Raw genomic sequence first — 22219 nt, forward strand, 5'->3', positions numbered from 1 at the left:
CGTTGGTGTTCGGGGCTGATCGGCAGTTTCTGCTGACCCCCGCGCCCGCCAGAAAAACCTACTGAATTTCAGTTTCGGCTGAGTTGGCTTCTTGCCTGACTACAGGTGGTATTCATGTTTGTCCTTTCGAAACAATCCGCGCTCGCGGCGACGTCCACGAGCCTGTTCGTTCTGCTGTGGAGCAGCGGGGCGATTTTCTCCAAATGGGGCCTGGCCCATGCTTCGCCCTTTGCCTTTCTGCTGATTCGCTTCGCCATCGCCCTGTGCGGGCTGGTGTTGCTGGCGCCGCTGCTCAAACTCAAGTTGCCCAAGGGCGGCAAACCGATGCTGTTTGCGATCGCCACCGGCGTGGTGCTGTTGGGCGCCTATCAGATCTTTTATCTGCTGGCGCTGGACTGCAAAGTCACGCCGGGGGTGATGGCCACTCTGATGGGCGTTCAGCCGATTCTCACCGTGGTGCTGATGGAGCGCCAGCGTTCGGCGAGCCGCCTGTTCGGCCTGACGCTGGGGCTGACAGGGCTGATCATGGTGGTTTATCAGGGCATCGGTCTGGCCGGAATGTCCTGGGCTGGCATGTTGTTCGGTTTGCTGGCGCTGGCGAGCATGACGCTCGGCTCGATCATGCAAAAACGCATCACCGACAATCCGCTCGGTACGCTGCCAGTGCAGTACCTGGCCGGCCTGTTGCTGTGCGCGGTGTTCGTACCGTTCCAGCCGTTTCACTTCGAGCACAGCGCAGGCTTTATTTCCCCGGTGTTATGGATGGGCCTGGTGGTGTCGGTGCTGGCGACGCTGTTGCTGTATCGACTGATCGCGCGGGGCAATCTGGTGAATGTCACCAGCCTGTTCTATCTGGTGCCGGCGGTGACGGCAGTGATGGATTACCTGATTTTCGGTAATCGTCTGGCGGCGTTGAGCGTGTTGGGAATGCTGCTGATTATTGTCGGGCTGGTATTTGTGTTCCGTAAAACCGGATAGCCGATAGGCAGGTGGCGCTTGTTGCGCCGCCTTTCGCGAGCAGGCTCGCTCCCACATTGGAATGTATTTTTCTGTGGGCGCGAGCCTGCTCGCGAATATCTGCGGCAGAAAATCTAACGGACTGACACCTTTGCAGGCCTCACCACCGCCGGCTTCAAAACCAGCCACAACGCCGCCGCAATCAGCACCCCGCCATAAATGTGCGCCATCGACAACGGCTCATCCAGCAACAACGCCCCCCACAACACGCCGAACGGCGGGATCATGAAGGTCACGGTCATCGATTTTACCGGGCCGATCGAGCTGAGCAGGCGGAAATAGATGATGTAGGCAAACGCCGTGCAACCCAGGCCCAGGCCGAGCAGCGACAGCCAGACCTGCCAGCCACCCCAACTGACCGGCGGCGCAGTGATCACGCTGTAGGCGAACAGCGGCAGCAAAAACAACGTCGCCCCGAGCATGCTGCCCAATGCCGACAAACGGCTGTCCAGCCCACCGGCCTGATCCAGCCAGCGCCGCGCGAGGAAACCGGCAAAGCCATAACAAGTGGTCGCCAGCAGGCACGCGACCGCGCCCATCAGCAGTTGCAGGTCGAAGGCCACGGGACCGGCGCGTGTCAGCACGCCGACGCCGAACAGGCCGAGGAACACACCGCCCAGCTTGGCGATCGTCAGTTTCTCGCTGAAGAACAAACCGCCAATCAACACGCCCATCAGCGGCGTCGTGGCGTTGAAGATCGCCGAATAGCCGGCCGGCAATACCTGGGCGGCAACCGAATACAGCGTCGCCGGAATCCCCGAGTTGATCACGCCCAGTAGCATCACGGTCTTCAGCTTGCCCTTGAAGTCCCAGCTGATGCGCATCAGCCCAAGGATCACCAGCAGCCCGGCGGCCGCAATCGACACGCGAAAGAACCCGGTCGGGATCGTGCCGATCACCGGGGCAATGATGCGCATGAACAGAAAACTCGCGCCCCAGATAGCGGCCAGCGACAACATGCGGAAAATATCGACAGGGCTCACGGCGGGCTCCTTGCTTGATCGGGACGAGAGTGTTGCCGAGCGTCCGGATCATGGCAACCGCTATTCGGGCTTTTAATTCTGCCCCGGGATTTACCTGCGCGAGAAACCCCGTCAACGGTCAGCCCCGTATCGGTTTTGGCAGAAATTGCGCTTTTCCTGCGAGCGCTTCCGTGACTAAGCTCAGACCAACCGAATTCCCGCCGAGGTTTCATTTATGTCGCAGCAATGGCCAGCCACCGAGATCGCCCGGATGATCCTCGCCGGCTTCGACGATTACCGCGAGCATTTCCGCCGCATCACCGATGGCGCGCGGGAGCGCTTCGAACAGGCGCGCTGGCAGGAGGCGCAGGCCGCGTCGGCGGCGCGGATCAGTCTGTATGAGGAAAAGGTCGGCGAAACCGTCGCTCGCCTGCGCGAGTATTTCGACGAAGAGACCCTGATGAACGTCAGCTGCTGGCCGCTGGTGAAAAGCGCCTATATCAGTGTCATCGACCTGCGCTTCGACGATGAGCTGTCCGAAACCTGGTACAACTCGATTTTCTGCGGGCTGTTCAGCCACGACCTGATCAGCGACGGCTGCATGTTCATCCACACCACGCGCCCAAGCCTGCGCCGTGCCCGCGCCGCGCAAACCCGTACGTACAAGCCGCAGGGCCAGTTGTCCGGGATGCTCGCCAGCATCTTCGCCGATTACCGCTTCAGCGAGGATTACGCTGATTTGCCCGGCGACTTGCTGCGGCTCGAAGTGCAATTGCGCGAGAACCTGCCGGACTGGGTGTGCAAGGACCCGGAGCTAAGCGTCGAGCTGTTTTCCTCGGTGCTTTACCGCAACAAGGGCGCGTATCTGGTCGGGCGCATCTACACCCGCGACGAGCAATGGCCGCTGGTGATTCCGTTGTTGCACCGCGAAGGTCGGGGCATTCAGATCGATGCGTTGATCACCGACGAAGCCGATGTGTCGATCATCTTCTCTTTCACCCGTTCGTATTTCATGGTCGATGTCCCGGTGCCGGCGGAGTTCATCGGATTTCTGCGGCGCATCCTGCCGGGCAAGCACATCGCCGAGCTGTACACCTCGATCGGCTTCTACAAGCACGGCAAGTCGGAGTTTTACCGCGCGCTGATCAATCACCTGGCCAACACTGACGACCAGTTCATCATGGCCCCGGGCGTGCGCGGCATGGTCATGAGCGTGTTTACCCTGCCGGGTTTCAACACCGTATTCAAAATAATCAAGGACCGTTTCTCACCGTCGAAGAACGTCGATCGCGCCACGGTGATCGAAAAGTATCGGCTGGTGAAAAGCGTCGATCGGGTCGGGCGTATGGCCGATACCCAGGAGTTTGCCGATTTTCGCTTTCCGCTGAGCAAGTTCGATCCGGCGTGTCTGGAGGAATTGCTAGAGGTGGCGCCGTCGACGGTTTCGGTCGAAGGCGAAACCGTGCTGATCCGCCACTGCTGGACCGAACGCCGGATGACGCCGCTCAACCTGTATCTGGAAAATGCCAACGACGCCCAGGTACGTGAAGCGCTTGAGGATTACGGCCTGGCGATCAAGCAGCTGGCGGCGGCGAATATTTTTCCCGGGGATATGCTGCTGAAGAACTTCGGCGTCACTCGACACGGCCGGGTGGTGTTCTACGACTACGACGAAATCTGCTTCCTGACCGAAGCCAACTTCCGCCACATCCCGGCACCGCGCACGCCGGAGGATGAAATGGCCTCTGAGCCGTGGTACTCCATCGGCCCGCTGGACGTGTTCCCCGAAGAGTTTCCACCGTTCCTGTTTGCCGATGCCGGACAGCGCAAGCTGTTCGATCAGTTGCATGGCGAGTTGTACAACGCCGATTACTGGAAGGGCTTGCAGGAGGCGATTCGGGCGGGAAAGGTCATCGACGTCTTCCCATACCGGCGCAAGGGCCTCGACAACGAGTAGCTCTTTTAAAAGCCCCTCACCCCAGCCCTCTCCCAGAGGGAGAGGGAGCTGACCGAGGTGTCTTGGGTCAAACGCCGACCTGAAAGAGCTCGGCGATTATGGATTCGGCAAAGCTCTTTCAGGTCGATGTACCTTTGAAGCATCCCCCAATCGGTCCCCTCTCCCTTTGGGAGAGGGCTAGGGTGAGGGTCGCAATCCCCCTGACACGCCACAACCCCCCCAAATCTGCGACAATCCGCCCCTGCATAAATAGACGACCGAATTGCCTACCCGATGACCGACGAATCGCCCTCCATCGACAAACTGCTGAAAAACCTCGATCACGCCATGCTCGCCGACCGTCACCGGCTGCGGCGGCAGTTGCTTGAGCTGCGCAAGAAACCCGACGAGGCCAAACTGGCCCAGTGGGTGACGCGCATGCAGGCGTCCTGTGATCAGGTACTGGCGCGTCGCGCGAGCCTGCCGGTGATTCGTTACGACGACAGTTTGCCGATCGCGGCCAAGCGCGACGAAATCAAAAAGGCCCTGGAGCAACATCAGGTGCTGATCATCGCCGGCGAAACCGGTTCGGGCAAAACCACCCAGTTGCCGAAAATCTGCCTGGAAATCGGTCGCGGCCAGCACGGTCTGATCGGCCATACCCAGCCGCGTCGGATCGCCGCGCGCAGTGTCGCCAGTCGCGTCGCCGAAGAACTCGGCACGCCGCTTGGAGCGCTGGTCGGCTATCAGGTGCGCTTCGAGGATCAGAGCGATGCCAACACCCTGATCAAGCTGATGACCGACGGTATTCTGCTGGCGGAAACCCAGAACGACCGTTATCTGGAACGCTACGACACGATCATCGTCGACGAAGCCCACGAACGCAGCCTCAACATCGATTTCCTCCTCGGTTACCTTAAAACCCTGCTGCCACGCCGTCCCGACCTGAAGGTCATCATCACGTCGGCGACCATCGATCTGGAGCGCTTCTCCAAGCACTTCGATGACGCGCCGATCGTCGAAGTGTCGGGGCGTACTTTCCCGGTGGAAACCTGGTACCGGCCGCTGACGCTTGAGCAGGACGAGGAGGGCAACCGGGTCGAGGATGACCTGACCGTCGATCAGGCGATTCTCGCCACCCTCGACGAAATCGCCGCCTACGAGCGCAGCGAACGGCGCAGCCCCGGCGATGTGCTGGTGTTCCTGCCCGGCGAGCGCGAGATTCGCGATGCTGCCGACATGCTGCGCAAGGCCCAGCTCAAGCACACTGAAATCCTGCCGCTGTACGCGCGCCTGTCGCCGGCTGAACAGCAGCGGATTTTCCAGTCGCACCCGGGCCGCCGTGTAGTGCTGGCGACCAACGTCGCCGAAACCTCGCTGACCGTGCCGGGCATTCGTTACGTGATCGACAGCGGCACCGCGCGCATCAGTCGCTACAGCTATCGGGCCAAGGTGCAGCGCTTGCCGATCGAAGCGATTTCCCAGGCCAGCGCCAATCAGCGTAAAGGTCGCTGCGGGCGGGTCGAGCCGGGTATCTGCGTGCGTTTGTACAGCGAAGAGGATTTCCTCGGCCGCCCGGAATTTACCGATCCGGAAATTCTGCGCACCAACCTCGCCGCCGTTATTTTGCAGATGCTCCATCTGCGCCTCGGCGAAATCACCGCGTTCCCCTTTATCGAACCGCCGGACGGCAAGGCGATCAGCGACGGTTTCAACCTGCTGCAAGAGCTTTCGGCAGTGGATCGCAACAGTCAGCTGACCCCGCTCGGTCGCCAGTTGGCGCGCTTGCCGGTCGACCCGCGCATGGGCCGCATGCTCCTGGAAGCGGCCAGGCTCGGCAGCTTGCAGGAAGTGCTGATCGTCGCCAGCGCCATGTCGATTCAGGACCCGCGCGAGCGTCCACCGGAGCGTCAGCAAGCGGCGGATCAGGCCCATGCACAATGGAAGGACCCGGATTCGGACTTCGCCGGGCTGGTCAATCTGTGGCGTGGTTTCGAAGAGCAACGTCAGGCGCTGACCGCCAACCCGCTGCGCAACTGGTGCCGGAAGAATTTCCTCAATTACCTGCGCTTGCGCGAGTGGCGTGATTCTCACCGTCAGTTGAGCCTGATCTGCCGCGACATGCAGCTGAGCCTGAACAAAGAGCCGGCGGATTATCCGAAGCTGCACAAAGCGGTACTGGTCGGCTTGCTCAGCCAGATTGGCCAGAAAACCGAAGACGGCGATTACCTCGGGGCGCGGCAGCGGCGCTTCTGGATTCATCCGTCGTCGGGCATCGGCAAGAAGCGTCCGCAGTGGCTGATGACCGCCGAACTGGTGGAAACCACCAAGCTGTACGCGCGCATGGTCGCCAAGATCGACGCCGACTGGATCGAGCCGCTGGCCGGGCACCTGATCAAGAAAAACCATTTCGAGCCGCATTGGGAGAAGAAGCGCGGTCAGGTCGTAGCCTATGAGCAGATCACCCTGTTCGGCCTGATCGTGGTCGGTCGCCGCCCGGTGCATTACGGCCCGGTCGATCCGGTGGTGTCGCGTGAGCTGTTTATCCGCGAAGGCCTGGTGCGCGGCGAGATTCAGTCGCGGGCCAAATGCCTGAGCGCCAATCAGAAACTGCTCGAGCAGCTCGACGAACTGGAAGCCAAGGCTCGCCGTCGCGACATTCTCGCCGACGAAGAAACCTTGTACGCCTTCTACGATGCGCGTCTGCCGGCGGAGATCCACCAGACCGCGACCTTCGACAGTTGGTACAAGGTCAACAGCCAGAAAGACCCGCAGCTGCTGATCATGCGCGAAGAAGACGTGCTGGCCCGCGAGGCCAGTGAAGTCACCGCCCGTGATTACCCGGACACCCTGCACATCGGCGATCTGGAACTGGCGCTTACCTACCATTTCGAACCCAATCACCCGCGCGACGGCGTGACCTTGCGCGTGCCGGCGCCGTTGCTGCCGATGTTGCCGCCGGAGCGTCTGGAATGGCTGGTACCGGGCCTGATCGAGGCCAAGTGCATTGCCCTGGTGCGCAACCTGCCGAAAGCCCTGCGCAAGAACTTCGTGCCGGTGCCGGACTTCATCAAGGCCGCGTTGCAGCGCATGACTTTCGCCGAAGGTTCGCTGCCGCAAGCGCTCGGTCGCGAGCTGCTGCGCATGACCGGCGCGCGGGTCAGCGATGAAGCGTGGGCGGAAGCGGCGCAGCAGGTTGAAAGCCACCTGCGCATGAACCTGGAAATTGTCGACGGCGAGGGCAAGTTCCTTGGCGAAGGCCGCGATCTGGCTGAGCTGACCGCACGCTTCGCCGAAGCCAGCCAGGCCGCGCTGGCGGTGCCGCAGAGTGCGAAAAGTCAGCAGCCGGTGGAGGCGAAAGTCTTTGCGCCGGTAGCAGAAAAGACCCAGCAGAAGATCGCCGGGCTGTCGATGACGGTGTACCCGGCGCTGGTGGAAGAGGGCGGCGCGGTCAAGGAAGGGCGCTTCTCGACCCCGGCCGAAGCCGAGTTCCAGCATCGTCGGGCCTTGCAGCGTTTGTTGATGCAGCAACTGGCCGAGCCGGCGAAATTCCTCCGGGGCAAGTTGCCGGGGCAGACTGAACTGGGCTTGCTGTATCGCGAACTGGGCCGCGTCGATGCGCTGGTCGAAGACATTCTGCTGGCCAGCCTCGACAGCTGCATTCTCGAAGGTGAAGACCCGTTGCCCCGTGATGGCGCCGGATTGGCGGCACTGGCCGAACGCAAACGCGGCAACTGGACCGAGCACGCCGAGCGGGTTGCGCGGCTGACGCTGGAAATCCTCAAGATCTGGCACGGTCTGCAAAAACGCTTCAAGGGCAAGATCGATCTGGCGCAAGCGGTGGCGTTGAACGACATCAAGCAGCAGATCGGCAATCTGGTCTATCCGGGTTTCGTCCGCGAGACGCCGATGCAGTGGCTCAAAGAGTTGCCGCGTTACCTGAAAGCGGTCGAGCAGCGTTTCGAGAAACTCGGCGCACAGGTGCAGAAGGATCGCGTCTGGAGTGGCGAACTCGCTGGCCTGTGGGCGCAATACCAGACCCGCGCGGCCAAGCATGCGCAGGAAGGCAAGCGTGATCCGCAGCTGGAGTTGTACCGCTGGTGGCTGGAGGAATACCGCGTGTCGTTGTTTGCTCAGCAGTTGGGGACGAAAGTGCCGATCTCCGACAAGCGCCTGAGCAAACAGTGGAGTCAGGTCGAGCCCTGACCTGCAGCCATACACAATCCCCCTGTGAAAGCGGGCTTTGTGGCGAGGGGATTTATCCCCGTTGGGTGGCGAAGCCGCCCCAAAAACTGCAACCTCGGTTCATCAGCTATACCGAGCGTGGTGGGTTGGCGACTGCTTCGCAGTCGAACGGGGATAAATCCCCTCGCCACAGAGTTGAGTTCATATGGTGAATGGCAGTTGTGCTTGAGAACGGCGCCAAAACCTCGGGTTTATGGCAAACTTCGCCACCATAACCCGCCGTTTCGCGACCCAGAGCCTTCGGCCGTGTCGCGCTGCGGAATAAAACGATGCCAGGTTTGCGTCCCCCGGATGGGAATAGACCCTTTGCGTGTTGGTACGACGGTTCCAGCACTTTCTGCCTGAACAGATTAGAGAAACGACCATGCATAATGTCGTCATCAGCGGCACCGGCCTGTACACACCGGCCAACAGCATCTCCAACGAAGAGCTGGTGCAGTCTTTCAATACCTATGTCGCCCAGTTCAACGCCGATAACGCCGAGGCCATTGCCAGCGGTGAAGTCCAGGCCCTGACCGAATCCAGCGCTGCGTTCATCGAAAAAGCCTCGGGCATCAAGAGCCGCTTTGTCATGGACAAGGACGGCATCCTCGATCCGCAACGCATGGCCCCGCGCTTGCCCGAGCGCTCCAACGACGAATGGTCGGTGCTCTGCCAGATGGCCGTCGGCGCGGCTGAACAAGCCCTGCAACGAGCCGGCAAAACCGCAGCCGACATCGACGGCGTGATCGTCGCCTGCTCCAACCTGCAACGCGCTTACCCGGCCATCGCCATCGAAGTCCAGGAAGCGTTGGGCATCGAAGGTTTTGGTTTCGACATGAACGTGGCGTGTTCTTCCGCCACCTTCGGCATCCAGGCCGCCGCCAACAGCGTGCAACTGGGCCAGGCGCGGGCGATCCTGATGGTCAACCCGGAGGTCTGCACCGGGCACCTGAACTTCCGTGATCGCGACAGCCATTTCATCTTCGGCGATGCCGCGACTGCGGTGATCATCGAGCGCGCGGATCTGGCGACCTCCCCGTACCAGTTCGACGTGGTCAGCACCAAATTGCTGACCAAGTTCTCCAACAACATCCGCAACAACTTCGGCTTCCTCAACCGCGCGGCAGAAGAGGGCATCGGTTCCCGCGACAAGCTGTTCGTGCAGGAAGGCCGCAAGGTGTTCAAGGATGTCTGCCCGATGGTCGCCGAGCTGATTGGCGAGCACCTGGAAGAGAACCAGCTCAACGTTGGCGACGTGAAGCGTTTCTGGCTGCACCAGGCCAACCTGAGTATGAACCACTTGATCGTGCGTAAGCTGCTCGGCCGCGAAGCTACCGAAGAAGAAGCTCCGGTGATTCTCGACAGCTACGCCAACACCAGCTCGGCCGGTTCGGTCATTGCTTTCCATAAATATCAGGATGATCTGGCCTCGGGTTCGCTGGCGGTGCTCAGTTCGTTCGGTGCCGGTTATTCGATCGGTAGCGTGTTGCTGCGCAAGCGCTGAAACAGGTTAATTTCCCCTTAATCGCGTCGATCTTTCCTACATCCGAAGCGATTGAAACGCTGTAATTTTTCGGACGTCGCGGCAGGTGAACACCTGCCGCGTTCATTTTCGAAGTCCGGACAAGGGGATTGATGGATGGCGGCTGACGACACCCAACTGCTCACGCGCCTGCTGGCGGGGGAGCAAAAGGCTTTCAAGGAACTGGTCACCACGCATCAGAGCGCCATGCGCGCTGTGGCTTACGCGATTGTCGGCCAGCGTCATGTCGAGGAAGTGGTGCAGGATGCCTGGCTGTCGGTGGTCCGCCATCTGGCCAGCTTCGAAGGCCGCTCCAGCCTCAAGACCTGGTTGCTGACCATCACCGCCAATTCGGCCAAGAGTCGCTACAAGCTCAATCGCCGGGAGGTCCTGCTCGACGACCTGCCATCGCCCCACGGCACCATAGGTGATGATCGATTTTCCTCGAGCGACGGTCATTGGCTGGTCGCGCCATTTGCCTGGCATCAGGACACCCCCGAAGCGCTACTCACCGAAAACGAACTGCGCGAATGCCTCGAGCACACCTTGCTGAGTCTGTCCGAGTTGCAGAGCAGTGTCCTGCTGTTGCGCGAACGCCAGGGCCTGGAGCTGGAAGAGATCTGTAATCTTCTGGAGATTTCGCTCTCCAATGTCCGCGTGCTGCTGCACCGGGCACGCTTGAAGGTCTTTGCGACCGTGGAACATTTTGAGGAGACAGGAGAATGTTGACCTGCAAGGAGCAAGTGGCACGATCCAGCGATTATCTCGACGGCCAACTGAGCTTTCGCGAGACGCTGATGGTGCGTCATCACCTGTTGTTCTGCCCGAACTGCCGGCGCTTCATGCGGCAGATGCGCGTGATGCAGGCAACCCTGAAGGCGATGCCGGACAAACCGGAAGAGGGAGTGGATGCTTTGGCTGAGCGTCTGGCCGAGCAACGACGAAAAGACAACCCCCTGTAGGAGCTGTCGAGTGAAACGAGGCTGCGATCTTTTGATCTTGTTTTCAGTATCAAGATCAAAAGATCGCAGCCTTCGGCAGCTCCTAAAGGGGTTTTTGCATCCTGCAGAAATAACCCGGTGCGGGTGAAACGAACGGATGATGGGGATCGTCCCGCCCGCTCCGGAGTGAGGCAGCTTCAAGCTTCAAGCCTCAAGCTGCAAGTAAAGGCATTCACTCGCAGCTCTTGGCTTGTAGCTTGTAGCTTGTAGCTTGTAGCTTGTAGCTTGTAGCTTGTAGCTACCGTTTTAGAACTTCGCTTCAGCATCCAGCTGCAGGGTGTTGGCGTCTGCATCGCGCTGGCTGCGGCTGGCGAAGTCGGCCTTGGTCAGGAAGTACGTAGCGCCGACGGCGAAGTTCTTGTCGATGTCGTAACCGACCTTGAACTTGTGCCCGCGCGAACCGGTGGTGCCGTTGGCGAAGTCGGAGTCGGTGAAGGCGCCGACCACGGCGTTGCGCTGCACGTCGCGATAGTTGTAGTCGAGGTTGAAGCCGAAGACTTTCGACTTGGCGCCGAGCAACCATGCGGTGTCCTGATCGGTCACGGCATCGTTGTTCTTCACGTACTGGCCGTAGAACGACAGTGGCATTGGCAGGCCGCCGATGTCGATCTGGCTGAACCCTTCATACAGACGGAATTCGTTGTTCGCCGAATTGCCGTTGACTGCCAGCGCGCACGGCGTCGAGGTGCCGGTGCAGCGGCTGTCTTCGTCGTTCTGGTAGGCGTAGACACTGCCGCCGACGGTCATTTTCAGGTTGTCGGTGATGTTGAAGCGGCTGCCCAACTGGCCAGCGGTCAGACGCAGGTCGTGGCGGAATTGCACGCCGTCGCCGTCAACGTTGTCCTTGAGGTTGTAGTTACCCAGGCTGCCGAACAGTTCGGCGCTGCCGCCCAATGGATACTTGTAGGTAACGGCCAGACCTTCCGGGTTGATATCGCTGTCCCAGATCACGTCGCCCATGCTCACCCACGGTTGCAGCATCTTGCCGCCGATCACGTGCAGGTTCTTGATCTGATCAGGGTGATAGTCGATGTAGCCGAGGTCGAGCCAGATCTGCTTCTTGTCGAAGTAGTTGTCCTGATCCTGGTTGGTCGAACGAGCATCGTCACCGCCGCCGGTGGCGATGCGGATGCCGGTGTCGACTTGCGGGTTGATCTCGGTGTAGGCGCCCAGACGCGCACGGATGCGCTGGCGATCCTTGTCGCGGCCGCCGTTGTTCGGCTCGCCGTCGATCTTGATGGTTTCCTGGCGGATACGTACGTCGCCCTTGAACTGGGTCTTGGCCGCCCAGGCCAGTTTCTGGTCGAACAGGCTCTGTTCGTTGGTCTTCTTCGCGACCGCCGCCACTTGTTCGTTGGTTTCCTGCTGCGCCTGTTGGGCGATTTGCTGAGCCTTCTGATCCTTGGCCAGTTCTGTTTGCAGCTCGATGTACTGCGCCTGGGAAATCGACCCGTTGGCCTTGAGCATGTCGAGCAGTTTGGCGTCGACTGCAGCACTGGCCGGAACGCTCATGGCCAGCAACAAGCCGCCGCACAGGGCCGCTGCAGTTTTCGTGGAAGCAAGACGCATAGCAATCTCCGAAGATGAAGGGGATGGCTGAACCATCCTGGGCACAACCGGCTGAAGGCCGGAAAACTGTGTCCGGGTTAGAACCCGGCGCTCTAAAAACAGGCGCCAGTATCGCGATGGTTTATGACAGAGCGGTGGCACAGTGATGGCAGGTTGATGACGATGCGTATCAGGCGTGAACTATCGAGTTAGAGCGCTGTCGGCCGATTGAGCGTGTGCAACGGGGTCGCGATCAGCGATACTCGCCGGGCTTTGTCGCCAAGCTGTGGAGTGCCAGTGAATGCCGTTGCAACGCCTGCAAGACCTGTCAGAAATCGCCCCGGCAAGCTGGGATGCGCTGGTGCCGGACAACCAGCCGTTCCTGCGTCATGCCTTCCTCAGCGCGCTGGAAGACAGCGGCAGTGTCGGCCCGCACTCCGGCTGGCAGCCCGAGCATTTGCTACACATCGAAGATGAGCGACTGATCGCCGCGCTGCCCAGTTATCGCAAGTGGCACTCCTACGGCGAGTACGTCTTCGATCACGGTTGGGCTGACGCCTGCGCGCGTGCCGGCATTGATTACTACCCCAAACTCCTGACTGCCGTGCCCTTCAGCCCGGTCAGCGGTCCGCGCTTGCTGGCGGCGAAGGTCGAGGACGGTTTCGAACTGCTGAAAAGCCTGCCGGGCTATTTGCAGATCGAAGAACTGTCCAGCGCGCACATCAATTTCACCGATCCGTTTACCGATGCTGCGATGGCCGAGCAACCGGGTTGGCTGCAGCGCATCGGCTGTCAATATCACTGGCAGAACCGTGGTTACCGCGACTTTAAGGACTTCCTCGACGCCCTCAGCTCACGCAAGCGCAAGCAGATGCGCAAGGAACGCGAGCAGGTGGCGGGGCAGGGCTTCGAGTTCGAGTGGCTGGAGGGGCGTGAGCTGGACGAGGCACAGTGGGATTTCGTGTACGCCTGCTATGCCAACACCTACGCGGTGCGGCGTCAGGCGCCGTACCTGACGCGGGAGTTCTTCAGCCTGCTGGCCGAACGTATGCCCGAAGCGATTCGCGTGGTCTTGGCCAACCAGGGCTCCCGGCCGGTGGCGATGGCGTTCAGTGTGGTCGGTGGCGACAGTTTCTACGGGCGTTATTGGGGCTGCCTGGCCGAGTTTGATCGGCTGCATTTCGAGACGTGTTTTTATCAGGGCATGGATTACGCGATTGCCCATGGCATCCAGCGTTTCGATGCCGGGGCGCAGGGCGAGCACAAGTTGATTCGCGGCTTCGAACCGGTGATCACCCATTCCTGGCATTACCTGCGCCATCCGGGGTTGAAGGCAGCGGTAAAAGATTTCCTGCAACAGGAACGCGCCGGCATCCTCGCCTATGCCGAAGAAGCGAAAACCGCCTTGCCCTATCGCCAAACCTGACCATGATCGTTCCCACGCTCTGCGTGGGAATGCAGGCCGTGACGCTCCGCATCACTGGACGCGGAGCGTCCCTTGAGGCGTTCCCACGCGGAGCGTGGGAACGATCATATCGCGCGATCAATCGATGCCGACAAAGCCTCCGGTCTGGTGTGCCCACAAGCGCGCATACAAGCCGCGATGGGCGAGCAGTTCGGCGTGGGTGCCGCTCTCGGCGATCTTGCCGTTTTCCAGCACCACGAGGCGATCCATGCGCGCGATGGTCGAGAGACGGTGGGCGATGGCGATCACGGTTTTGCCCTGCATCAAGGTCTCGAGGCTTTCCTGGATCGCCGCTTCGACTTCCGAATCCAGTGCAGAGGTGGCTTCGTCCATGATCAGGATCGGCGCGTCCTTGAGCAGCACCCGCGCGATCGCGATGCGCTGGCGCTGACCACCCGACAGTTTCACCCCGCGCTCACCGACATGCGCGTCGAAACCGGTGCGGCCTTCAGCGTCGGACAGCAGTGGAATGAACTCATCGGCGCGAGCCTTGTGCACCGCCTCCCACAGTTCAGCGTCGGTGGCGTCGGGTTTGCCGTAAAGCAAGTTGTCGCGGATCGAGCGGTGCAACAGCGAGGTGTCCTGAGTGATCATGCCGATCCGCGCACGCAGGCTTTCCTGGCCGACTTCGGCAATGTTCTGCCCATCGATCAGGATGCGCCCGCCCTCGACGTCGTACAGGCGCAGCAACAGGTTGACCAAGGTTGATTTGCCGGCGCCGGACGGGCCGATCAAGCCGATTTTTTCCCCCGGTTTTATCGTCAGATTGAGGTCGCCGATGATGCCTTTCTTCTTGCCGTAGTGAAAATCCACGTGCTCGAAACGCACTTCGCCCGAGGCCACGGCCAGCGGTTTGGCCTGCTCGCGGTCGGTGACGCTGACCGGTTGCGAAATGGTGCGCAGACCGTCCTGGACCATGCCGATGTTTTCGAAAATGCCGGTGACCACCCACATGATCCAGCCGGACATGTTGACGATACGAATCACCAGGCCGGTGGCCAGGGCAATCGCGCCGACGGTGATCAGCGACTGCGTCCACAGCCACAATGCCAGCGCGGTGGTGCCGACAATCAGCAGGCCGTTCATCGCGGTGATCGCCACGTCCATGCTGGTCACCACGCGACCGGCCATCTGCGCTTTGACGGTCTGTTCCTCGATCGCTTCCTTGGCGTAGTGCTGTTCGAAGTTGGTGTGAGCGAACAGTTTCAGCGTGGCGATGTTGGTGTAGCCGTCGACGATACGTCCCATCAATTTCGAGCGCGCGTCAGAGGCTTCCACCGAACGCTCTTTCACGCGCGGCACGAAGTAATACAGTGCGCCGATGTAGGCGACGATCCAGGTCAGCAACGGGATCATCAGGCGCCAGTCGGCCTCGGCGAACAGCACCAGCGAGCTGATCGCATAGATCACCACGTGCCACAGCGCGTCCACCGCTTGCACGGCGGAATCGCGCAGCGAGTTGCCGGTCTGCATGATGCGCTGGGCGATGCGCCCGGCGAAGTCGTTCTGGAAGAAATTCAGGCTCTGCTTGAGCACGTAGCTGTGGTTCTGCCAGCGGATCATGCTGGTCATGCCGGGGCTCAGGGTCTGATGCACCAGCAGGTCGTGCAGAGCAAAGAAGATCGGTCGCAGCACCAGAGCGACCACCAGCATCCAGGTCAATTCGAGGGCGTGGTCGCTGAAGAAGTTCGGGTTGGGCGTGCCTTGGGCCAGATCGATGATGCGGCTCAGGTAACTGAACAGCGCAACCTCAATCAATGAGGCAAACAGGCCGATGACGAGCAGGGCGGCGAAACTCGGCCAGACCTGCTTCAGGTAGTAGATATAGAAGGGCCAGACACGGTCCGGCGGGGACGCCGTCGGGGCGTCGCGGAAGATATCGATCAGTTGTTCGAAACGGCGATAGAGCATCAGATAACCGCCCGGAATCCGGGCTCTCCTTTTATCAGTGCGAGCGGCGCAGGCTCAGCCCGGCGCCGCTCTATATGCCCGGCGAAACTCAGTCGATGCGCTTGGCCGACTTGATGATCACAGGGTCGACAGGCACGTTTTGCATGCCGCTTTTGGTGGTGGTCTGCGAGTTGACGATGACGTCTACGACATCCATGCCCTTGACCACTTTGGCGAACACCGCGTAACCGGCGTCACGGCCCGGATCGAGGAATGCGTTGTCGGCAACGTTGATGAAGAACTGGCTGGTCGCCGAATCAGGGTTGGAAGTACGCGCCATCGACAGGGTGCCGCGAACGTTGTGCAGGCCATTGCTGGCTTCGTTCTTGATCGGCGCCTTGGTGTCTTTCTGTTGCATCTGCTGGGTGAAGCCGCCGCCCTGAGCCATGAAGCCCGGGATCACGCGGTGGAAAATGGTGTTGTTGTAGAAACCGCTGTCGACGTATTCAAGGAAGTTCTTCGTGCTGATCGGTGCCTTGACCGGGTCCAGTTCGATTTCGATCTGGCCGTTGGTGGTGTCCAGCAGCACGTGGGGCGCCTTGGCCGGGGTAGCAGCCATCAGGTTGGCGGCAAACAGTACGGAGCCGGCGGCGAGGGCGAGTTTTTTCAGCATGGGTCAGTGATCCTGAGAGTGAAGGTCGGCTGTGGCGAGAAAATCCAGCAGCGTTTGATTGAAGCGTTCGGGTTGATCGAGCGGGGTGGCATGGCGCGAGTCGTCAATGACCACCAGCCGCGCATCCGGCAGCAGTTTTACATAGGTTTCTTTTAACGCCACCGGTGTGTAATCACGGTCGGCGCTGATGACGAGCGTTGGACAGGACACCCGGGAAAGTCGTTCCTGAACGCCCCAGCCCACGATCGCATCGAAGCTGGCGAGATAAGCACGTTTGTCGTTTTTTGCCCAGCGTTCGGCCATTTTCCGTCGCAGATCGGCCTGTTCCGGCTTGGGGAAAAGTTTGCTGCCGAGGGCTTTGCCGATGGTTTCCAGGCTGAGCAGGCGCATCAGGCTCCAGCGTTTGAACCACTGCCAGTAGTCGTCGCGGCTGCGCAATTTGACTTGTGGCGCGCTGTTGACGATGGTCAGGCTCTTGAGCACCTGCGGCTGATCGACGGCCAGCTGAAAACCGATCATCCCGCCCATCGACAGCCCGACGTAGTGCACCGGGCCGAGGCGCAGGTGCTCGATCAAGGCCAGCAGGTCGGCGCTGAACCCGGCAATGCTGTAGCGCTCGCGGGGTTTGTCCGAGCGCCCGTGGCCGCGAATGTCCGGGACGATCACCCGGTAGTGCGCGGCCAGCGCCGGGATCTGCATTTCCCAGTCCAGGGTGCTCGAGCCGAGCCCGTGAACCAGCAGCAACGGCGCACCGTGGCCATATTCCTCGTAGTGCAGGTTGCAACCTTCGTGCTCGAAATACGCCATCGGTGAACTCCGTGTCAGGCTTGTTCAGGTGCGGCAAACGGTGCGTCCAGCGGCAAGGTGTCGAAGGTGCGCAGCAGTTCGATGAGGATCTGCGTGGCCGGGCCCAGGGGTTTGTCCTTGTTCGAATACAGATAAAAGCTCGAATTGCGGCTGCCGCCTCGATCCAACGGTAGCAGCTTGAGCGAACCATCCTTCAATTCGCGGTCGATCATGTGTCGCGGTAGCCAGGCAAAACCCAGGCCGCTGCTGACAAAGGTCGCGGCGGTGGCAAGGCTGCCGACGGTCCAGCGCTGCTCGGCGCCGAGCCAGCCGACATCGCGCGGCTGCTGGCGGCCGGAGTCGCGGATCACCACTTGCATCTGGGTTTCCAGATCCTGAAAGCTCAGCTCGCGATTGAGCCGATGCAGCGGGTGATCAGGATGGGCGACGGCGACGAACTCGACATCGCTCAACTCCGCACCCAGGTAGCCCGGAATGCTCAGGCCGGTGATCGCCAGGTCCGCCACGCCTTCGAGCAGCACTTCCTCGACCCCCGACAACACTTCCTCGCGCAAACGCACGCGGCAGCCGCGACTCTGCGGCATGAACGCGGTCAGCGCGCGGACGATCCGCGCGCTCGGGTAGGCCGCATCCACCACCAGCCGCACTTCCGCTTCCCAGCCTTGCTCCATGTGATGGGCGAGGTCTTCGAGTTGGCTGGCCTGTTTGACCAATTGCCGCGAACGGCGCAACAACACGCCGCCGGCCTCGGTGAGCACAGCTTTGCGCCCGTCGATGCGCAGCAACGGCACGCCGAGCTGATCCTGCATGCGGGCGACGGTGTAGCTGACCGACGATTGCGAACGGTGCAGGGCCTCGGCGGCCTGGGCGAATCCGCCGTGGTCGACCACGGCCTGCAATGTTCGCCATTGATCAAGGGTCACGCGGGGCGCTTTCATCAATAGCTCCTCTTGTCCTAAGCTGGCCGTCCCTCATGGAGACTGCCGAATGAAAAAATTCTGTTGTGTGGTGCTGGCGCTGCTGCCGTTGACCGCGTTTGCCTATCCGATCGATGTGCAAAAGGATCTCAACGGCATGAAGATCGACTACGAGACTTACGACACGGACAACGACATCGGCTCGATCCGCGTGGCCAACTACGGTGATGTCGACGCGACCTGCCGTGCGGTGTTCAGCAACGGCCCGGAAGCACCGCGCACGCGCAGCATCGATGTCCCGGCCGGCAAGCATAAAAACGCCACGGCCAAGTTCACCCGCGAGATCATCAAGCTGCGCATCAAACTGACCTGCACCCCGAAATAACGCTATTACCCTGTGGGAGCGAGCCTGCTCGCGAAGACGGAGTGTCATCCAGAGATGATGTGACTGACATTCCGCTTTCGCGAGCAGGCTCGCTCCCACAGGGGATATGGGTCTACCTTATAAACGAATTTATCGATGGATTACAGCGGATATTTGCGCTTTTTCATCGATTCAACTCTGTTTAACCTTCACTCCATCGACTTACAACATTCTCGGATGGAGGCTACACACCATGTCCCGCGTTCTGATCATCGAAAGCAGTGCCCGCCAGCAAGACTCGGTTTCCCGTCAACTGACCCAGACCTTCATCGCTCAGTGGAAAGCCGCGCACCCTGCCGATCAGATCACCGTGCGTGACCTCGCCGCCAACCCGGTGCCGCATCTGGACGCCAACTTGCTGGGCGGCTGGATGAAGCCCGCCGAACAGCGCAACGACAGCGAACAGGCGTCGCTGGACCGCTCCAACCAATTGACTGATGAGCTGCTCGCCGCCGACGTGCTGGTGATGGCTGCACCGATGTACAACTTTGCGATCCCGAGCACGCTCAAGGCCTGGCTTGACCATGTGCTGCGTGCCGGGGTGACCTTCAAGTACACCGAAACCGGCCCGCAAGGTCTGCTCAGCGGCAAGCGCGCCTTTGTTCTGACTGCTCGCGGTGGTGTGTATGCCGGTGGTCCTGCGGATCATCAGGAACCGTACCTGCGTCAGGTGATGGGTTTCATCGGGATCAACGACGTGACCTTTATCCATGCCGAGGGCATGAACCTGGGCGGTGACTTCCAGGAGAAGGGCCTGAATCAGGCCAACGCCAAATTGTCTCAGGTCGCTTGATCGGTTAATCGCCAGATAATCGCCGATTGTTTAAGTGACCTGGCGCAACCCCTTCAAGGTTCCACGCGCATCGAACCTCCCTTTGCACTTTTGCTCCTGAGTGCTGTAGCCCGATTGAACGCTTTAGCGAGATCGGGCTTTTTTTTGTCTGGGTTTTCTTGGCGGCCTTTGGGCCGACCAGGCTCTTGGGGTTTTGGGTGAATATCCGTTACTGCGGTGTTGCGGCTGGCGGTTCCGCTCTTACAGCGGGTTACTTTGGCAAACGCCCCAAAGTAACCAAAGGTCTGTGCCCCAACGTTCGGCCCGCTCGCTGGGGCTCGGGGTTCCTTCGCTGCGGGATCGATCCGGGCGCAGCGGCTCCGGTTTGCTTCGCTGCACCTCCTTCCGCTGTGTCTGGCTGCGCCAGACGGTCGCTGCGCTCCCACGCCCGGATCAATCCCTCCGCTCAGCCTGCCGACGGGGCGGGTGGATCAAGATCAAGAGCGGTACTCGAGCTTGCGCTCATTGTGTTGAGTGGTGGAGGGCCGGTTTTTGGCTTCTTTGGATTCGATGCGGTATTTCATGTCGGCGTAGCTTGTCCAACCACCTCGGTCAGTCCCCTCTCCCTCCGGGAGAGGGCCAGGGTGAGGGGCTTTTGATTCCGGCGCCGTTTGCTGTTGGAGCCCATCCGAAAAACCGCTATCGTCGCCGCCATTCGATTTTCGAGGCGAGCATGGGCTATCTACTTTTTGTCACGCTGATCCAGGCGTTTTCCTTCAGTCTGATCGGCGAATACCTGGCTGGGCATGTCGACAGTTACTTTGCGGTGCTGGTCCGTGTGGTGTTGGCCGGGCTGGTGTTTATTCCGTTGACGCGCTGGCGTTCGGTGGAGCCGGCGTTCATGCGTGGCATGTTGCTCATCGGCGCGTTGCAGTTCGGGGTGACTTACGTCTGCCTGTACCTGAGCTTCCGCGTGCTGACGGTGCCGGAGGTGTTGCTGTTCACCATTCTCACGCCGCTGCACGTGACGTTGATCGAAGACGCGCTGAACCGCCGCTTCAACCCGTGGGCGTTGATAGCTGCGCTGGTAGCAGTCGGGGGTGCGGCGGTGATTCGCTTCGACAGCATCAGTCCCGACTTCTTCATGGGCTTCCTGCTGCTGCAACTGGCCAACTTCACTTATGCCGCCGGGCAGGTCCTGTACAAGCATCTGGTGGCGAAGCATCCGAGTGACCTGCCGCATTACCGCCGCTTCGGTTATTTCTACTTGGGCGCATTGGCGGTTGTGCTGCCAGCGTTCCTGTTGTTCGGCAAGTCGAACTTCCTGCCGGAAGCGCCGCTGCAATGGGCGGTGTTGCTGTTTCTCGGACTGGTGTCGACGGCGCTGGGTCTGTACTGGTGGAACAAGGGCGCGTGCATGGTCAACGGCGGTACCCTGGCGGTGATGAACAACCTGCATGTGCCGGTGGGATTGTTGTTGAATCTGCTGATCTGGAATCAGCATGAGGAACTGGGGCGGTTGTTCCTTGGCGGGGGTGTGATTCTGGCAGCGGTGTGGATCAGTCGGTTGGGCATTAAACGCACTGCGTAACCCGTGTAGGAGCTGCCGAAGGCTGCGATCTTTTGATCTTGAACATCAGAAGATCGCAGCCTTCGGCAGCTCCTACATGTGATTAGTAAGTTACATCAGGTGTTTTTCCGGCTCGGGAATACTCGCCGAGCCCGACACCGCTGGCAGCAAGCCTGCGCGCAAATCCCCGCCACTCGGCTGTTGATACAGGCTCAACCCGAACTCCGGCAGCACCGCCAGCAGGTAATCGAAAATATCCCCCTGAATCCGCTCGTAATCGGCCCACACCGTGGTGCGGGTGAAGCAGTAGATTTCCAGCGGAATGCCCTGCGCGGTGGTTTGCATCTGCCGGACCATGCAGGTCATGTTCGGCTGAATCTCCGGATGACTCTTCAGATACGCCAGCGCATAGGCGCGGAAGGTGCCGATATTGGTCATGCGGCGGCGGTTGGCCGACATCGCCGCGACATTGCCCTGGGCCTCATTCCAGGCCTTGAGCTCGGCTTTCTTGCGGCCCATGTAGTCGGTCAGCAGGTGCACCTGCGAAAGCTTTTCTTCCTCGTCGTCGCGGATGAAGCGCACGCCGCTGGCATCGATGAACAGGCTGCGTTTGATCCGCCGACCGCCGGACTGCTGCATGCCGCGCCAGTTCTTGAATGACTCGGACATCAGGCGCCAGGTCGGGATCGAGACGATCGTCTTGTCGAAGTTCTGCACTTTGACCGTGTGCAACGTGATGTCGACCACGTCGCCATCGGCGCCGACTTGCGGCATCTCGATCCAGTCGCCGACCCGCAGCATGTCGTTGCTGGTCAGTTGCACGCTGGCAACGAACGACAGCAGGGTGTCCTTGTAGACCAACAGAATCACTGCCGACATCGCACCCAGACCGGACAATAGCAACAGCGGCGAGCGGTCGATCAGAGTGGCGACGATGATGATCGCGCCGAACACGTACAAAACCATTTTCGCCAGTTGCACGTAGCCTTTGATCGAGCGTGTACGCGCATGCTCGGTGCGCGCGTAGATGTCGAGCAGGGCGTTGAGCAGGGCGCTGACCGCCAGCAGCAGGAACAGAATGGTGAAGGCCAGCGCGACGTTGCCGAGGAAATTCATCGCGGTTTTGCTCAGCTCCGGCACCAGGTGCAGGCCGAACTGGATCACCAGCGACGGCGTCATCTGCGCCAGCCGTTGAAACACCTTGTTGTGGCGAAAGTCGTTGATCCAGTGCAACGCCGGTTGGCGGCCGAGCATGCGGCTGGCGTGCAGGATCAGGTAACGCGCCACTCGCCCGAGCACCAGCGCGATGACCAGCAGCACCAGCAGCGCCAGTCCCGATTGCAGAAGTGGGTGCTCTTCGAGCGTGCCCCAGAGGCCTTGGGCTTTGAGCCAGAGCTGTTTGATATCCATGAGCGAAACGTTTCTTCTGTAAGACGCGAGGGCCGATTAGAGCATTTAAGACGCTGTGTATTGCAGCGAGTGACAAAT

General features: G+C 60.5%; 17 protein-coding genes. 10 read left to right on the plus strand and 7 right to left on the minus strand.

The window, feature by feature from the left end; genetic code table 11:
- The first annotated feature begins 114 nt into the window (after positions 1–114).
- A complete protein-coding gene (locus tag AB9L16_RS06405) occupies positions 115–978 on the plus strand; it encodes a DMT family transporter (RefSeq protein ID WP_375123255.1) in 864 nt (287 codons plus the stop codon).
- A gap of 113 nt (positions 979–1091) precedes the next feature.
- Here AB9L16_RS06405 and AB9L16_RS06410 read toward each other — a convergent pair whose 3' ends face one another.
- Positions 1092–2000, minus strand: coding sequence for a DMT family transporter (locus AB9L16_RS06410; protein ID WP_236167958.1), 909 nt, complete (start codon positions 1998–2000; stop codon positions 1092–1094).
- Between the two features lie 214 nt (positions 2001–2214).
- Between AB9L16_RS06410 and aceK the strand changes: the two genes are divergently transcribed.
- The 5 genes from aceK to AB9L16_RS06435 all read left to right on the plus strand — a co-directional run bounded on the left by aceK (position 2215) and on the right by AB9L16_RS06435 (position 10626).
- Positions 2215–3936, plus strand: a complete 1722-nt coding sequence (aceK, locus tag AB9L16_RS06415) for a bifunctional isocitrate dehydrogenase kinase/phosphatase (RefSeq protein ID WP_375123256.1) — start codon at positions 2215–2217, stop codon at positions 3934–3936.
- 273 nt (positions 3937–4209) lie between these two features.
- The gene (gene hrpA, locus AB9L16_RS06420) at positions 4210–8121 is read left to right on the plus strand and encodes an ATP-dependent RNA helicase HrpA (RefSeq protein ID WP_150636562.1); all 3912 of its coding nucleotides are present in this window, start codon (positions 4210–4212) and stop codon (positions 8119–8121) included.
- A 403-nt stretch (positions 8122–8524) separates the two neighbouring features.
- Positions 8525–9646: a beta-ketoacyl-ACP synthase III gene (locus AB9L16_RS06425; RefSeq protein ID WP_150636564.1), complete on the plus strand. Its 1122-nt coding sequence runs from the start codon at positions 8525–8527 to the stop codon at positions 9644–9646.
- Between the two features lie 135 nt (positions 9647–9781).
- Positions 9782–10393, plus strand: coding sequence for an RNA polymerase sigma factor (locus AB9L16_RS06430; protein WP_375123257.1), 612 nt, complete (start codon positions 9782–9784; stop codon positions 10391–10393).
- Positions 10387–10626: a zf-HC2 domain-containing protein gene (locus tag AB9L16_RS06435; RefSeq protein ID WP_323621140.1), complete on the plus strand. Its 240-nt coding sequence runs from the start codon at positions 10387–10389 to the stop codon at positions 10624–10626. Before AB9L16_RS06430 ends, AB9L16_RS06435 begins: the two co-directional genes overlap by 7 nt.
- A 285-nt stretch (positions 10627–10911) precedes the next feature.
- Here AB9L16_RS06435 and AB9L16_RS06440 read toward each other — a convergent pair whose 3' ends face one another.
- The gene (locus tag AB9L16_RS06440; RefSeq protein WP_041478827.1) at positions 10912–12234 is read right to left on the minus strand and encodes a putative porin; all 1323 of its coding nucleotides are present in this window, start codon (positions 12232–12234) and stop codon (positions 10912–10914) included.
- A gap of 280 nt (positions 12235–12514) precedes the next feature.
- On the opposite strand from AB9L16_RS06440, the gene AB9L16_RS06445 reads away from it, so the two are divergent.
- Positions 12515–13639 carry a GNAT family N-acetyltransferase gene (locus AB9L16_RS06445; protein WP_375123258.1) on the plus strand — a complete coding sequence of 375 codons (1125 nt, stop codon included), beginning with the start codon at positions 12515–12517 and terminating at the stop codon, positions 13637–13639.
- A gap of 117 nt (positions 13640–13756) precedes the next feature.
- On the opposite strand, the gene AB9L16_RS06450 is transcribed toward AB9L16_RS06445, so the two are convergent.
- From AB9L16_RS06450 to AB9L16_RS06465, 4 genes are all read right to left on the minus strand, one after another.
- The gene (locus tag AB9L16_RS06450; protein ID WP_256809402.1) at positions 13757–15589 is read right to left on the minus strand and encodes an ABC transporter ATP-binding protein; all 1833 of its coding nucleotides are present in this window, start codon (positions 15587–15589) and stop codon (positions 13757–13759) included.
- Between the two features lie 88 nt (positions 15590–15677).
- Positions 15678–16241 (minus strand): peptidylprolyl isomerase, encoded by a 564-nt coding sequence (locus AB9L16_RS06455; protein ID WP_095180667.1) that lies wholly within the window; start codon positions 16239–16241, stop codon positions 15678–15680.
- A 3-nt stretch (positions 16242–16244) separates the two neighbouring features.
- A complete protein-coding gene (locus tag AB9L16_RS06460; RefSeq protein WP_375123259.1) occupies positions 16245–17048 on the minus strand; it encodes an alpha/beta fold hydrolase in 804 nt (267 codons plus the stop codon).
- Positions 17049–17062: 14 nt separating this feature from the next.
- Complete coding sequence (locus AB9L16_RS06465; protein WP_016771199.1) at positions 17063–17986, minus strand: LysR family transcriptional regulator; 924 nt, start codon at positions 17984–17986, stop codon at positions 17063–17065.
- A gap of 49 nt (positions 17987–18035) precedes the next feature.
- On the opposite strand from AB9L16_RS06465, the gene AB9L16_RS06470 reads away from it, so the two are divergent.
- The 3 genes from AB9L16_RS06470 (at position 18036) to AB9L16_RS06480 (ending at position 20752) form a co-directional block, all read left to right on the plus strand.
- Positions 18036–18350 (plus strand): hypothetical protein, encoded by a 315-nt coding sequence (locus AB9L16_RS06470; protein WP_016771198.1) that lies wholly within the window; start codon positions 18036–18038, stop codon positions 18348–18350.
- A gap of 232 nt (positions 18351–18582) precedes the next feature.
- Positions 18583–19182 carry an FMN-dependent NADH-azoreductase gene (locus AB9L16_RS06475; protein WP_041478822.1) on the plus strand — a complete coding sequence of 200 codons (600 nt, stop codon included), beginning with the start codon at positions 18583–18585 and terminating at the stop codon, positions 19180–19182.
- A gap of 712 nt (positions 19183–19894) precedes the next feature.
- The gene (locus tag AB9L16_RS06480) at positions 19895–20752 is read left to right on the plus strand and encodes a carboxylate/amino acid/amine transporter (protein WP_122882071.1); all 858 of its coding nucleotides are present in this window, start codon (positions 19895–19897) and stop codon (positions 20750–20752) included.
- A 90-nt stretch (positions 20753–20842) separates the two neighbouring features.
- Here AB9L16_RS06480 and AB9L16_RS06485 read toward each other — a convergent pair whose 3' ends face one another.
- Positions 20843–22141 (minus strand): mechanosensitive ion channel family protein, encoded by a 1299-nt coding sequence (locus AB9L16_RS06485; protein WP_375123260.1) that lies wholly within the window; start codon positions 22139–22141, stop codon positions 20843–20845.
- Positions 22142–22219: the final 78 nt, after the last annotated feature.

This window comes from Pseudomonas sp. LW8, from assembly GCF_041956865.1.
In the GTDB taxonomy this organism is placed as follows: Bacteria; Pseudomonadota; Gammaproteobacteria; order Pseudomonadales; family Pseudomonadaceae; genus Aquipseudomonas; species Aquipseudomonas siliginis.